The organism is Streptomyces thermolilacinus SPC6 (assembly GCF_000478605.2).
Lineage (GTDB): Bacteria > Actinomycetota > Actinomycetes > Streptomycetales > Streptomycetaceae > Streptomyces > Streptomyces thermolilacinus.
This window is the reverse complement of sequence record NZ_ASHX02000001.1, coordinates 1,053,596-1,068,340: the sequence shown is the minus strand read 5'-3', so window position 1 is coordinate 1,068,340 and position 14,745 is coordinate 1,053,596. Positions and strand designations below refer to the sequence as shown.

Genomic DNA, 14,745 nt, shown 5'->3' with positions numbered 1-14,745 from the left:
GAGTTCACATGTTGGAGAAAACGGCAGGAGTGAGAGAGTCGATGGAGACTCCGGGGTCGCAGACGTCTCTGCATCGCGCCAACCTCGAGCGGGTCGTGCGCGCCGTCCGAATGGCCGGGTCGCTCACCCAGGCGGAGATCGCCAGGTCCACCGGGCTGTCCGCCGCGACGGTCTCCAACATCGTGCGGGAACTGAAGGACAGCGGCACGGTCGAGGTGACCCCGACCTCCGCCGGGGGCCGCCGCGCCCGCAGCGTCTCGCTCAGCGGCGACGCCGGGATCGTCATCGGCGTGGACTTCGGCCACACCCACCTGCGCGTCGCCGTCGGCAACCTCGCCCACCAGGTGCTCGCCGAGGAGTCCGAGCCGCTCGACGTGGACGCCTCGTCCGCCGAGGGCTTCGACCGGGCTGAGCAGCTGGTCAAACGGCTGATCGAGGCCACCGGCATCGGCCCGGACAAGGTCATCGGCGTCGGCCTCGGCGTCCCCGGCCCCATCGACGTCTCCTCCGGGACGCTCGGCTCCACCTCGATCCTGCCGGGCTGGAGCGGGATCAACCCCAGCCAGGAGCTGTCCGCCCGCCTCGGCGTCCCCGTGTACGTGGACAACGACGCCAACCTCGGCGCGCTCGGCGAGATGGTGTGGGGCGCGGGCCGGGGCGTGCGCGACCTGGCGTACATCAAGGTCGCCAGCGGTGTCGGCGCGGGACTGGTCATCGACGGGCAGATCTACCGGGGCCCTGGCGGCACGGCGGGCGAGATCGGCCACATCACGCTCGACGAGTCGGGCCCCGTCTGCCGCTGCGGCAACCGCGGCTGCCTGGAGACCTTCGCGGCCGCCCGGTACGTGCTGCCGCTCCTCCAGCCCGGGCACGGCCCAGACCTGACCATGGAGCGGGTCGTCCAGCTCGCCCGCGAGGGCGACCCCGGCTGCCGTCGCGTCATCGCCGACGTGGGCCGCCACATCGGCAGCGGCGTCGCCAACCTCTGCAACCTGCTCAACCCCAGCCGGGTCGTCCTCGGCGGCGACCTCGCGGAGGCGGGCGAGCTGGTCCTCGCGCCCATCCGCGACTCCGTCTCGCGGTACGCGATCCCCAGCGCGGCCCGCCAGCTGGCGGTCGCGCCGGGCGCCCTCGGCGGGCGCGCCGAGGTGCTGGGCGCCCTCGCCCTCGTACTGAGTGAAATGGGCGATTCGACCCTGCTCGACAACACGCGGCAGGCCAACGGCCGTGCGACCACGCATGCGTTCATTTAGATAACGCATGGCACCGTTGTCATCTCGTTAAGAATTTACTCCTTGACGACAGCACTGCGGCCGAGTTGACTCACGTCCACCTCGGCCGCAGTGTCGCGGCCTCGTCAGGGAGGCAACCCAATGAACGCAATGACGCGACGCGTCGTCATAGGTACGGCCGCGGTGTCCATGGCCCTGTCCCTCGCCGCCTGCGGCAAGGCCGGAGACGGCGAAGCCGCCGCCGGCGGCGACAGCAAGACGATCGGCCTGCTCCTGCCGGAGAACAAGACCACCCGCTACGAGACCTTCGACCGCCCGATCATCGAGGCGAAGATCAAGGAGCTGTGCTCCGACTGCGAGGTCAAGTACAACAACGCCGCGCAGGACACCGAGACCCAGAAGAAGCAGTTCGACGCGCTCGTCACGCAGGGCGTCAAGGTGATCATCCTCGACGCGGTCGACTACAAGGCGACCAAGTCCTGGGTCCAGCAGGCCGAGAAGAAGGGCGTCAAGGTCGTCGCGTACGACCGGCTCGCCGAGGGCCCCATCGCCGCGTACGTCAGCTACGACAACGAGAAGATCGGCCGCCTCCAGGGCGAGGCGCTCGTGAAGGCGCTCGGCGCGCGGGCCAAGTCCGCCAACGTTGTCATGATCAACGGCTCGCCGACCGACCCGAACGCCCCGCTCTTCAAGAAGGGCGCCCACAGCGTCCTCGACCAGCAGGTCGGCAGGATCGTCTACGAGCAGGACATCCCGGACTGGTCCCCGGACGAGGCGAACAAGAAGATGGGCGCCGCCATCGACTCCCTCGGCAAGGGCGGCTTCCAGGGCGTCTACTCCGCCAACGACGGCATGGCCGGCGGCATCATCACCGCCCTCAACAAGCAGGGCATCAAGGTCCCCGTCGGCGGCCAGGACGCCGAGCTCGCCGGTCTCCAGCGCATCCTGAAGGGCGAGCAGGCCTTCACGATCTACAAGCAGATCAAGCCCGAGGCCGAGACGACCGCCGAGATCGCCGTGGCGCTCCTCAAGGGCGAGAAGTTCGACGACCTCACGCCGACCAAGGTCACCAGCCTCACCGGTGAGTTCAAGGACATCCCGGCCAAGCTGTACGACGCGCAGATCGTGACCAAGGACAACATCGCCTCCACGATTATCGCCGACAAGGTCTACACGGCCGCCGACCTCTGCACGCCCGAGTACAAGGCCGCGTGCGACGCGGCCGGCATCAAGTAAGCCGGCCCCCGCACTCCCCACCGCGCGCGAGGCCCGGCACTCCGGGCCCCGGTGAGGCCCCGCACTCCGGGCCCCCAGTGAGGCCCGTTCGACCCGGGCCCCCGGCCAGGCCCCCGCGCTCCGGGCCCCAGCAGCCGGTCCCGCGCCCGCCCGCTCCCAACGCCCCGCAGCGGCGGGCGGGCGCCGGACTCCCCTCGCTCCCCTGTGCTCCACGTACCACCATCCCCGCCGAGCGCGGGTGAAGGAGATGATTCACGTGTCCGCTACGCCCGTGCTGGCGTTGCGCGGAGTCTCCAAGCGGTTCGGCGCCGTCCAGGCGCTCACCGACGTAGACCTGGAGATCCACGCCGGTGAGGTCGTCGCCCTCCTCGGCGACAACGGCGCCGGCAAGTCCACCCTCGTCAAGACGATCTCGGGCGTCCACCCGATCGACGAGGGCACCATCGAGTGGCAGGGCCGCCCGGTCCGCGTCACCCGGCCCAACGACGCCCAGGAACTCGGCATCGCGACCGTCTACCAGGACCTCGCGCTCTGCGACAACCTCGACGTGGTCGCCAACCTCTTCCTCGGCACCGAACTGCGCCGCGCCTCCGTCCTGGACGAGATCGCGATGGAGAAGCGCGCCAAGGAACTCCTCGACACCCTCTCCATCCGCATCCCGAGCGTCCGCATCCCGGTCGCCTCGCTCTCCGGCGGCCAGCGCCAGGTCGTGGCCATCGCCCGCGCCCTGATCGGCGACCCGAAGATCGTCATCCTGGACGAGCCGACCGCCGCCCTCGGCGTCGAGCAGACCGCACAGGTGCTCGACCTCGTCGAGCGGCTCCGCGAGAACGGCCACGGCGTCATCCTCATCACCCACAACATGGCCGACGTACGGGCCGTCGCCGACCGCGCCGCCATCCTGCGCCTCGGCCGCAACAACGGTGTCTTCGACGTCAAGGACACCTCCCACGAAGAGATCATCGCCGCGATCACCGGCGCCACGGACAACGCCGTCACGCGCCGCCAGGCCCGCACGGCCTCGAAGGAGGACGCGAAGTGAGCGACCTCACCAAGACCCCGCAGGGCGCCGGTGCCACGGACGGCGCCGAGCAGTCCGCCGCGCCCGTCCCCGCCGTGGACCCGCGCCTCCTCGTCCGCGAGGAGGGCCTCAAGGGCTACTGGACCGAGTTCACCCGCAAGGTGCGCGGCGGCGAGCTGGGCTCCCTGCCGGTCCTCATCGGCCTGATCGTCATCGCGATCGTCTTCCAGTCGCAGAACGCCAACTTCCTGTCGGCCAGCTCCGTCGCGAACATCGCGGTCTACAGCTCCGGCCTCGGCATCATGGCCGTCGGCATCGTCTTCGTCCTCATCCTGGGCGAGATCGACCTGTCGGTCGGCTCCATAGCCGGTGTCGGCGCGGCCGTGTGGGCCGTACTCAGCGTGAGCAACGGCCTCAACGACTGGCTCGCCGTCCTCGTCGCCGTTCTCGTCGGCCTCTCCCTCGGCCTGCTGCACGGCTTCTTCTTCGCGAAGGTCGGCGTGCCCGCCTTCGTCGTGACCCTCGCCGGGTTCCTCGGCTGGAGCGGCCTCCAGATCTGGCTGATGGGCAAGGAAGGCTCCATCAACACGCCGACCGGGAGCGTCGTCGAAAACCTCACCGGTTACTACTTCGAGGACAAGGCCGCCGCCTACGGCCTCGCCCTCGTCGCCGTCCTCGTCTACGCGGGCTCGCTGCTGCTGGACGTCAGGCGCCGCCGCGCCGCGGCCCTGCCGCACCGCCCGACCAGCGAGATCCTGCTGCGCACCGGCGCCGTCGCGGTCCTCTGCTTCGCCGTCGCGTACATCCTGAACGAGCCCGCGGGCGCACGCGGCCTGCCGCTCGCCCTGGTGCTGTTCCTCGCCGTCCTGGTCGTCGCCGACTTCGTCGCCCGCCGCACCAGCTTCGGCCGCAAGGTGTTCGCCGTCGGCGGCAGCGCCGAGGCCGCCCGCCGCGCGGGCATCAACGTGGACCGCATCCGCATCACCGTGTTCGGCCTCTCCGGTCTGCTCGCCGCGTTCGGCGGCCTCTTCGTCGCCAGCCTCTCCGGCGGCGCCACCAAGAGCCTCGGCGGCGGCAACACCCTGATGCTCGTCATCGCGGCGGCCGTCATCGGCGGCACCAGCCTCTTCGGCGGCCGCGGCAAGGTCTGGTCCGCCCTCCTGGGCATGATCGTCATCCAGTCGATCCAGCAGGGCCTGAACATGCTCGGCATGGCCAGCGAGATCCAGTACATGATCACCGGCGCGGTCCTCCTCGCCGCCGTCGTCATCGACTCGGTCTCCCGCCGCACCCAGAAGGACGCGGGACGCGCGTAGCGACGCGTATCACCCCCTCAGTGCCCGGCGCCGCGCAACCGGCGCCGGGCACCGCCGCGTCCGGAAGAGAGGGGACTGGCGGACACCACCGTCGCCCCCGCGTCCCACCGGCCACGGCCGGGTACATCGGCGTACGTTCGTGTCGGCCGAAAGTGTGATCATCTCAGTGCCCCTCGGGGCATGGCCCGATGTCCGCACTCCGGGACGGAACATTAGACTCGGCGGATCGGCACGCTCGACCGGCTCAACCTCGACCAGCCCAACACGCAAGGAGGCACGGGTGGCATTGCTGACCCGTATCAGGGGACCGCGCGACCTCGACCGGCTCTCCCCGGAGCAGCTTGACCGGCTGGCCTCGGAGATCCGCACCTTCCTCGTGGACGCGGTCTCCAAGACCGGCGGCCACCTCGGCCCGAACCTCGGCGTCGTAGAGCTGACCATCGCCCTGCACCGCGTCTTCGAGTCCCCGAAGGACAAGATCCTCTGGGACACCGGCCACCAGTCGTACGTGCACAAACTGCTCACCGGCCGCCAGGACTTCTCCAAGCTGAAGATGAAGGGCGGCCTCTCCGGCTACCCGGCGCGCGCCGAGTCCGAGCACGACTTCATCGAGAACTCCCACGCCTCCACCGTCCTGGGCTGGGCGGACGGCCTCGCCAAGGCGAACGAGCGGCTCGGCAGGGACGACCACGTGGTCGCCGTCATCGGTGACGGCGCCCTCACCGGCGGCATGGCCTGGGAGGCGCTCAACAACATCGCCGACGCCAAGGACCGCCCCCTCGTCATCGTCGTCAACGACAACGAGCGGTCCTACGCCCCCACGATCGGCGGTCTCGCCAACCACCTGGCGACCCTGCGCACCACCGACGGGTACGAGCGGTTCCTCGCCCGCACCAAGGACATCCTCGACCGCACCCCGGTCGTCGGGAAGCCGCTCTACGAGACGCTGCACGGCGCGAAGAAGGGCCTGAAGGACTTCATCGCCCCGCAGGGCCTCTTCGAGGACCTCGGCCTGAAGTACGTCGGTCCCATCGACGGCCACGACATCGCCGCCGTCGAGTCCGCCCTCCAGCGCGCCAAGCGGTTCAACGGCCCGGTCATCGTCCACTGCCTCACCGAGAAGGGCCGCGGCTACCAGCCCGCCCTCCAGGACGAGGCGGACCGCTTCCACGCCGTCGGCAAGATCCACCCGGACACGGGCCTGCCGATCGCCTCCTCCGGAGCGGACTGGACCTCGGTCTTCGCCGACGAGATGGTCGCCCTGGGCAAGGAGCGCGAGGACATCGTCGCGATCACCGCGGCCATGCTCCAGCCGGTCGGCCTCGACAAGTTCGCCAAGGCCTTCCCCGACCGCGTGTACGACGTGGGCATCGCCGAGCAGCACGCCGCCGTCTCCGCGGCCGGACTCGCCACCGGCGGCCTCCACCCGGTCGTCGCCGTCTACGCGACGTTCCTCAACCGCGCCTTCGACCAGGTCCTCATGGACGTCGCCCTGCACGACTGCGGCGTCACGTTCGTCCTGGACCGTGCCGGTGTCACCGGCACGGACGGCGCCTCCCACAACGGCATGTGGGACATGTCGATCCTCCAGGTCGTGCCGAACCTGCGGATCGCCGCGCCCCGCGACGCCGACCAGGTGCGCGCCCAGCTCCGCGAGGCCGTCGCCGTCGAGGACGCCCCGACCGTGGTCCGCTACTCGAAGGGCGCGGTCGGCCCGGCCGTCGAGGCCGTGTCCCGCGTCGGCGGGATGGACGTGCTGCGCGAGCCGGGCACCGACCGGCCGGACGTCCTCCTCGTCTCCATCGGCGCGCTCGCCCCGATGTGCCTGGAGATCGCCGACCTCCTCGACAAGCAGGGCATCTCCACCACCGTCGTCGACCCGCGCTGGGTCAAGCCGGTGGACGAGGCCATGGCGCCGCTCGCGGACCGCCACCGCGTCGTCGTCACCGTCGAGGACAACGGCCGCGCGGGCGGCGTCGGCAGCGCCATCTCGCAGGCGCTGCGCGACGCGGGGGTGGACGTGCCGCTGCGCGACTTCGGCATCCCGCAGCGGTTCCTCGACCACGCCTCCCGCGGCGAGATCCTCGCCGAGATCGGGCTGACCGCCCCGGACATCGCCCGCCAGGTCACCGGTCTCGTCTCCAAGCTCGACGGCCTGCACCAGACGCGGGTCCGCCCGAGCGGCGAGGCCGCGGAGCCCCGCGCCGAGGCCGCCGCCCGCACCGGAAAGGCCACGGAACCGGTCCGCGACTGACGGCCGAGGCCGCCGGTCCACAGCCGACGGCCGACGGCCGAGGAACCACGGGCCGGTGGGAGCACCCTGTTCGGGTGGTCCCACCGGCCCATTCGTGTGACAGCCGGGCCCACGCACACGCGTGATCCCGCCATGTGTCCGGATCATGACGGAGTGACCACACAGAGCGACCCGGCGGCACGCCGGAACAGCGGCCTGTTCCGCACCAAGACGGTCGAGCAGTCCATCCAGGACACCGAGGAGCCCGAGCACGGGCTGCGCAGAACGCTGTCGGCGCTCGACCTGACGGTCTTCGGCGTCGGTGTCATCATCGGCACCGGCATCTTCGTCCTGACCGGCAAGGTCGCCAAGGAGACGGCAGGCCCCGCCACGGCCATCGCGTTCGTCGTCGCCGGCGTCGTCTGCGCCCTGGCCGCGCTCTGCTACGCCGAGTTCGCCTCGACCGTCCCCGTCGCCGGGTCCGCCTACACCTTCGCGTACGCCTCCATGGGCGAGCTGCCCGCCTGGATCATCGGCTGGGACCTGGTGCTGGAGTTCGCGCTCGGCACGGCGGTCGTCGCCGTCGGCTGGTCCGGGTACGTACGGTCGCTGCTCGACAACGTCGGCTGGCACCTCCCGCAGGCCCTGTCCGGCACGGACGAGGTGCACGGCTTCGGCTTCGACCTGCTGGCGTTCCTGCTGGTGCTGCTGCTCACCGGGGTGCTGGTGCTCGGCATGAAGCTGTCCGCCCGGCTCACCGCTCTGGTCGTCGTCATCAAGGTCACCGTCGTCCTCGTCGTGATCGTCGCGGGCGCCTTCTTCATCAAGGCCGCCAACTACCAGCCGTTCATCCCCAAGGCCCAGCAGCAGTCCGGCGGCGGCGGCCTCGACGCGCCGCTCGTGCAGGTCCTCTTCGGGTACGAGCCGACGAACTTCGGTATCATGGGCATCTTCACCGCCGCGTCCATCGTCTTCTTCGCGTTCATCGGCTTCGACGTCGTCGCGACCGCGGCCGAGGAGACCCGCGTCCCGCAGCGGGACATGCCGCGCGGCATCCTCGGGTCGCTGTTCATCTGCACCGCCCTGTACGTGGCCGTGTCCGTCGTCGTCACCGGCATGCAGCACTACAGCCGGCTCTCCGTGGACGCGCCCCTCGCCGACGCGTTCAAGGCCACCGGCCACCCGTGGTACGCCGGGTTCATCAGCTTCGGCGCCGCCGTCGGCCTCATCACCGTCTGCATGATCCTGCTGCTCGGCCAGACCCGGGTGTTCTTCGCCATGAGCCGCGACGGGCTGCTGCCCCGGTTCTTCTCCCGCACCCACCCGACGTACCGCACCCCGTACCGGGCGACCGTCCTGCTGGGCGTGCTGATCGCCGTCATCGCCGGGATGACCAGCATCGACGAGCTGGCCACCCTGGTGAACATCGGGACGCTGTTCGCGTTCGTCGTCGTCGCCATCGGCGTCGTCATCCTCCGCCGCACCCGCCCCGACCTGCCGCGCGCCTTCCGCACCCCGCTGGTGCCGTGGCTGCCGGCCGCGTCCGTGGCCGCCTCGGTGTGGCTGATGCTGAACCTGCCCACCGAGACCTGGCTCCGCTTCGCCCTCTGGATGGCCCTGGGCGTCGTCGTCTACTTCGTGTACGGCCGCCGCCACAGCCGCCTCGGGCCCGGCTCCCGCACCGGGGTGAAGGACACCGGCCCCGCCGCCCGCTGACCGGCCCCGCCGCCCGCTGACAGGCGCCCTCCGGCGCGGGGGCGCCCTACACCGGCCGTACCGTACGCGGCCCCGCGCACTCGGCGCCGTGCTCGGCGACCCGGCGGCGCAGCTCCCGGTCGGCCGTCACCACCACACAGCGCCGCCCCGCCGCCGCGCGGGCCAGGTCCACGACCGTGTCGTCGCCCTCGCCCGGCGCGGCCACCACCCGCACCCCCTGAACCGGCTCCACCCCGCGCGCCGCGCCCTCCACGACCAGCACCACGTCCAGCGGGCCCGGCAGCAGCCCCGGCACCCCGTCCGCCGCGTACCGCGCGAGGTGGTCCCGCAGCCGCTCGGCGGCGCCCCGGCGGTCGCGCCACCAGCCGTCCGGTACGGAGCCCACGACGTTCGCCGCGTCCACGATCAACAGGGGGGAGGTCATGCCGTCCACGTTATCCACAGGCCCCGGCCGGATTTCTCCGGGCCGCGCGCGGCGCTCGTACTATTGCCGAATGACTTCCCCGCACGCATCCGACGCGGACCAGGCCCTCGCGGTCCTCGGCCGGGTCTTCGGCTACGACTCGTTCCGCGGACAGCAGCGGGAGATCATCGAGCACGTCATAGGCGGCGGTGACGCGCTCGTCCTCATGCCGACCGGCGGCGGCAAGTCGCTCTGCTACCAGATCCCCGCGCTGGTCCGCCCCGGCGTCGGCGTGGTCGTCTCCCCGCTGATCGCGCTCATGCAGGACCAGGTGGACGCGCTGCGCGCCGCCGGTGTCCGCGCCGGGTTCCTCAACTCGACGCAGGACCTGGAGGAGCGGCGGCTCGTCGAGGCCGAGTTCCTCGCGGGCGAGCTCGACCTGCTGTATCTGGCGCCCGAGCGGCTGCGCGTCGAGTCGACGCTGCGGCTGCTGGAGCGGGGCACGATCTCGCTGTTCGCCATCGACGAGGCGCACTGCGTCGCCCAGTGGGGCCACGACTTCCGGCCGGACTACCTCCAGCTGTCCCAGCTCCACGAGCGCTGGCCCGACGTGCCGCGCATCGCCCTGACCGCGACCGCGACCCGCGCCACGCACGCGGAGATCGCCTCCCGGCTGAAGCTCCAGGACGCCCGGCACTTCGTCGCCAGCTTCGACCGGCCGAACATCCAGTACCGCATCGCCCCGAAGAACGAGCCGCGCAAGCAGCTCCTCGCCCTGCTGCGCGGGGAGCACGAGGGCGACGCCGGGATCGTCTACTGCCTGTCCCGGGCGTCGGTCGAGAAGACCGCCGCGTTCCTCGTGGAGCACGGCATCGAGGCCGTCCCGTACCACGCGGGCCTCGACGCCCGCACCCGCGCCGAGAACCAGTCGCGGTTCCTGCGGGAGGACGGCCTGGTCGTCGTGGCGACCATCGCGTTCGGCATGGGCATCGACAAGCCGGACGTCCGGTTCGTCGCCCACCTGGACCTGCCGAAGTCGGTGGAGGGGTACTACCAGGAGACCGGCCGCGCGGGCCGCGACGGCCTGCCGTCCACGGCCTGGCTGGCGTACGGGCTGAACGACGTGGTCCAGCAGCGCCGCATGATCGACACGAGCGAGGGCGACGAGGAGCACCGCCGCCGCCTCGCAGCGCACCTCGACGCGATGCTGGCGCTGTGCGAGACCGTCGAGTGCCGCCGCGTGCAGCTGCTCGCCTACTTCGGCCAGGAGAGCGGCCCCTGTGGCAACTGCGACACGTGCCTGACGCCGCCCAAGACGTGGGACGGCACCGTCGCCGCGCAGAAGGTGCTCTCGACGGTCGTCCGGCTGAAGCGCGAGCGGGGCCAGTCGTTCGGCGTCGGCCAGATCGTGGACATCCTGCTGGGCCGCAAGACCGACAAGGTCATCCGCTTCGACCACGACGCGCTGAGCGTCTTCGGGATCGGCACGGACCTGACGGAGGCCCAGTGGCGGGGCGTCGTGCGGCAGCTGCTCGCCCAGGGGCTCCTCGCCGTGCAGGGCGAGTACAACACGCTCGCCCTCACCGACGACTCCGCCGACGTGCTGGCCGGCCGCCGTGAGGTGCCGCTGCGCAGCGAGCCGGAGAAGCCCGCCCGTACGTCCACGAAGTCCGGCGGCGGCAAGAAGAAGGCCCCGCCCGTGGACCTGCCGGAGGAGGCGCTGCCCGTCTTCGAGCGGCTGCGCGCCTGGCGGGCCGCCACCGCCAAGGAGCAGGGCGTCCCGGCGTACGTCGTCTTCCATGACGCGACGCTGCGGGAGATCGCCGTCGCCCCGCCCGCGACGCTCGCGGAGCTGGGCGCGGTCAGCGGTGTCGGCGAGAACAAGCTCGCCAAGTACGGCCAGTCGCTCCTGGACGCCCTGGCCGAGGACTGAACGGCAGCCCCCCGGACCGCGATGGGCGGGGGCGGAAACGGCGGACGGGCCGTACGGGAGGCGATCCCGTACGGCCCGTCGCCGTCTCGCACCGTCCTTACGCGGGGACGCTCGCGACGCCCTGCGGCAGGAACCGCTTGCCGTTCACACGCTCGGAGACGCCCTCGCGGTCCAGGTACGGCGTGATGCCGCCCAGGTGGAAGGGCCAGCCGGCGCCCGTGATCAGGCACAGGTCGATGTCCTGCGCCTCGGCGACGACGCCCTCGTCCAGCATGAGGCCGATCTCCTGCGCGACGGCGTCCAGGACGCGGTCGCGGACCTGCTCCTCGGTGAGGACGGAGTCGCCCTGCTGGAGCAGCGCGGCGACCTCCGGGTCCAGCTCCGGCTTGCCCGAGTCGTAGACGTAGAAGCCGCGCTTGCCGGCCTCGACGACGCGCTTCAGGTTCGGGGACACGGTGAAGCGGTCCGGGAAGGCCCGGTTCAGGGTCTCCGACACGTGCAGGCCGATGGCGGGGCCGACCAGCTCCAGCAGGACCAGCGGCGACATCGGCAGGCCGAGCGGCTCGACCGCCTTCTCCGCCGTCGCGACGGGGGTGCCCTCGTCGATGACGTTCTGGATCTCGCCCATGAAGCGGGTCAGGATGCGGTTGACGACGAACGCCGGGGCGTCCTTCACCAGCACCGCGGTCTTCTTCAGCTTCTTGGCGACGGCGAACGCCGTGGCCAGCGAGGCGTCGTCGGTCCTCTCGCCACGGACGATCTCCAGCAGCGGGAGGATCGCGACCGGGTTGAAGAAGTGGAAGCCGACCACGCGCTCCGGGTGCTGGAGCTTGGACGCCATCTCGGAGACCGACAGCGAGGACGTGTTCGTGGCGAGGATCGCGTGCGCCGGGGCGACCGCCTCGACCTCCGCGAACACCTTCTGCTTGACGGACATCTCCTCGAACACGGCCTCGATGATGAAGTCCGCGTCGGCGAAGCCCTCGGCCTTGTCCAGGACACCGGTCACCAGGGCCTTGAGGCGGTTGGCCTTGTCCTGGTTGATCCGGCCCTTGCCGAGCAGCTTGTCGATCTCGGCGTGGACGTAGCCCACGCCCTTGTCGACGCGCTCCTGGTCGATGTCCGTGAGGACGACCGGGACCTCCAGGCGGCGCAGGAACAGCAGCGCCAGCTGCGAGGCCATCAGACCGGCGCCGACGACGCCGACCTTGGTGACCGGGCGGGCCAGGCCCTTGTCCGGGGCGCCGACCGGGCGCTTGGCGCGCTTCTGTACCAGGTTGAAGGCGTAGATGCCGGAGCGCAGCTCGCCACCCATGATCAGGTCGGCGAGGGCGGCGTCCTCCGCGTCGAAGCCCTTCTGGAGGTCGCCGTCCTTGGCCGCCTCGATGATGTCGAGGGCCCGGTACGCGGCCGGGGCGGCGCCGTGCACCTTGCCGTCGGCGATGAACCGGCCACGGGCCACGGCGGCGTCCCACGCCTCACCGCGGTCCACCTCGGGGCGCTCCACGGCGACGTCGCCCTTGAGGACCTGCGCGGTCCACAGCAGCGACTGCTCCAGGAAGTCCGCACCCTCGAAGAGGGCGTCGGCGATGCCCAGCTCGAAGACCTGCTTGCCCTTGAGCTGCTTGTTCTGGTTGAGCGAGTTCTCGATGATCACCGAGACCGCGCGGTCCGCGCCGATCAGGTTCGGCAGGATCGCGCAGCCGCCCCAGCCCGGGACCAGGCCCAGGAACACCTCGGGGAGCGAGAACGCCGGGACGGCCTTCGACACGGTCCGGTACGTGCAGTGCAGACCGACCTCGACACCGCCGCCCATCGCCGCGCCGTTGTAGTACGCGAAGGTGGGGACGGCCAGGCCGGACAGCCGCTTGAAGACGTCGTGGCCGCCCTTGCCGATGGCGAGCGCGTCCTCGTGCCGCTTCAGCAGCTCGACACCCTTGAGGTCGGCGCCGACCGCGAAGATGAACGGCTTGCCGGTGAGGCCGACACCGACGATCTCGCCGTCGGCGGCCTCCTTCTCGACCTGGTCGATCGCCGCGTTCAGGTTGGCGAGCGACTGCGGGCCGAACGTGGTCGGCTTCGTGTGGTCGAAGCCGTTGTCCAGCGTGATCAGCGCGAAGCGGCCCGCGCCCAGCGGCAGGTCGAAGTGGCGCACGTGCGCCGTGGTGACGACCTCGTCGGGGAACAGCTCGGCCGCACCCTTCAAAAGCTCAGCGGTGGTGCTCACTTGCTGCCTCCGGCGTCCTTGTGGTTCGGGTTCTCCCAGATGACCGTGGCGCCCATGCCGAAGCCGACGCACATGGTCGTGATGCCGTAGCGGACCTCCGGCTGCTCCTCGAACTGGCGGGCCAGCTGGGTCATCAGACGGACACCGGAGGAGGCCAGCGGGTGGCCGAAAGCGATGGCGCCGCCGTACTGGTTGACGCGCGCGTCGTCGTCGGCGATGCCGTAGTGGTCGAGGAACGCCAGCACCTGGACGGCGAACGCCTCGTTGATCTCGAACAGGCCGATGTCCTCGATGGACAGGCCCGCCTTGGCGAGGGCCTTCTCGGTCGCCGGGATCGGGCCGTAGCCCATGACCTCCGGCTCGACGCCCGCGAAGGCGTACGAGACGAGACGCATCTTGACCGGCAGGTTGTTCTCGCGCGCGAACTCCTCGGACGCGATGATCGACGCGGTGGCGCCGTCGTTGAGACCTGCGGCGTTACCGGCGGTGACCCGGCCGTGGACGCGGAACGGCGTCTTCAGGTTGGCGAGGCTCTCCAGGGTGGTGCCCGGGCGCATCGGCTCGTCGGCGGTGACCAGGCCCCAGCCCGTCTCACCGGCCTCCGCGTTGGTGCGGCGCACGGAGATCGGCACCAGGTCCTGCTGGATCTTGCCGTCGGCGTACGCCTTGGCGGCCTTCTCCTGGGAGCGCACGGCGTACTCGTCGGCGCGCTGCTTGGTGATGTGCGGGTAACGGTCGTGCAGGTTCTCCGCGGTCATGCCCATGAACAGGGCCGACTCGTCGACCAGCTTCTCCGACACGAACCGCGGGTTCGGGTCGGCGCCCTCGCCCATCGGGTGGCGGCCCATGTGCTCGACACCGCCAGCGATGACGGCGTCGTACGCGCCGAAGGCGATGGAGCCCGCGGCCGTCGTCACGGCCGTCAGGGCGCCCGCGCACATCCGGTCGATGGCGTAGCCGGGCACCGACTGCGGCAGACCGGCGAGGATGCCGGCCATGCGGCCGATGGTGAGGCCCTGGTCGCCGATCTGCGTGGTCGCCGCGACGGCGACCTCGTCGATCTTCTGCGGGTCGAGACCGGGGTTGCGGCGCAGCAGCTCCCGGATGGCCTTCACGACGAGATCGTCGGCGCGGGTCTCGTGGTAGATGCCCTTCGGGCCCGCCTTGCCGAACGGGGTGCGGACGCCGTCGACGAAGACGACGTCCCTGACGGTACGAGGCACGATGGCTCTCCTCCAGGGTGCGGGATGGCACTGCTGCGGCGCACGCGGCTAAGCGCGCGCTTGCTTCCCCCCATGCTACTTACGGGTAACCAGACTGCACAGTCCCCCCGCCCGGAGCGTCGAAGGTCACACCGTCGGTCCGCGCACGCCGGGCGCCCACGCGTACCCGCCGCCGGGGCCCGCCCGCTCCCCGCTCCCCGCGCCC

10 protein-coding genes are annotated in these 14,745 nt (G+C 71.1%); 7 read left to right on the top strand and 3 right to left on the bottom strand.

What is annotated here, in order from left to right; all coding sequences use genetic code 11:
• Positions 1–41: 41 nt before the first annotated feature.
• From J116_RS04645 to J116_RS04620, 6 genes are all read left to right on the top strand, one after another.
• Positions 42–1,253, top strand: coding sequence for an ROK family transcriptional regulator (locus J116_RS04645; protein WP_023590514.1), 1,212 nt, complete (start codon positions 42–44; stop codon positions 1,251–1,253).
• A gap of 120 nt (positions 1,254–1,373) precedes the next feature.
• A complete protein-coding gene (locus tag J116_RS04640) occupies positions 1,374–2,468 on the top strand; it encodes a sugar ABC transporter substrate-binding protein (RefSeq protein WP_028964651.1) in 1,095 nt (364 codons plus the stop codon).
• A gap of 247 nt (positions 2,469–2,715) precedes the next feature.
• On the top strand, positions 2,716–3,510 hold the full coding sequence (locus J116_RS04635; RefSeq protein ID WP_037948804.1) for an ATP-binding cassette domain-containing protein: 795 nt from the start codon (positions 2,716–2,718) through the stop codon (positions 3,508–3,510).
• A complete protein-coding gene (locus tag J116_RS04630; RefSeq protein WP_023590517.1) occupies positions 3,507–4,805 on the top strand; it encodes a sugar ABC transporter permease in 1,299 nt (432 codons plus the stop codon). The genes J116_RS04635 and J116_RS04630 overlap by 4 nt, the downstream gene beginning before the upstream one ends.
• Positions 4,806–5,085: 280 nt before the next feature.
• On the top strand, positions 5,086–7,059 hold the full coding sequence (gene dxs / locus J116_RS04625) for a 1-deoxy-D-xylulose-5-phosphate synthase (RefSeq protein ID WP_023590518.1): 1,974 nt from the start codon (positions 5,086–5,088) through the stop codon (positions 7,057–7,059).
• A 153-nt stretch (positions 7,060–7,212) separates the two neighbouring features.
• A complete protein-coding gene (locus tag J116_RS04620; protein ID WP_023590519.1) occupies positions 7,213–8,754 on the top strand; it encodes an amino acid permease in 1,542 nt (513 codons plus the stop codon).
• A 46-nt stretch (positions 8,755–8,800) separates the two neighbouring features.
• Here the strand turns inward: J116_RS04620 and J116_RS04615 are convergent, their stop codons facing one another.
• A complete protein-coding gene (locus J116_RS04615) occupies positions 8,801–9,178 on the bottom strand; it encodes a PIN domain-containing protein (protein ID WP_028964652.1) in 378 nt (125 codons plus the stop codon).
• 70 nt (positions 9,179–9,248) lie between these two features.
• On the opposite strand from J116_RS04615, the gene recQ reads away from it, so the two are divergent.
• Positions 9,249–11,090: a DNA helicase RecQ gene (gene recQ, locus J116_RS04610; protein WP_023590521.1), complete on the top strand. Its 1,842-nt coding sequence runs from the start codon at positions 9,249–9,251 to the stop codon at positions 11,088–11,090.
• Between the two features lie 97 nt (positions 11,091–11,187).
• Here the strand turns inward: recQ and J116_RS04605 are convergent, their stop codons facing one another.
• Both J116_RS04605 and J116_RS04600 read right to left on the bottom strand, forming a co-directional pair.
• Positions 11,188–13,317 (bottom strand): 3-hydroxyacyl-CoA dehydrogenase NAD-binding domain-containing protein, encoded by a 2,130-nt coding sequence (locus tag J116_RS04605; RefSeq protein WP_023590522.1) that lies wholly within the window; start codon positions 13,315–13,317, stop codon positions 11,188–11,190.
• On the bottom strand, positions 13,314–14,540 hold the full coding sequence (locus tag J116_RS04600) for a thiolase family protein (protein ID WP_023590523.1): 1,227 nt from the start codon (positions 14,538–14,540) through the stop codon (positions 13,314–13,316). Before J116_RS04600 ends, J116_RS04605 begins: the two co-directional genes overlap by 4 nt.
• Positions 14,541–14,745 lie beyond the last annotated feature (205 nt).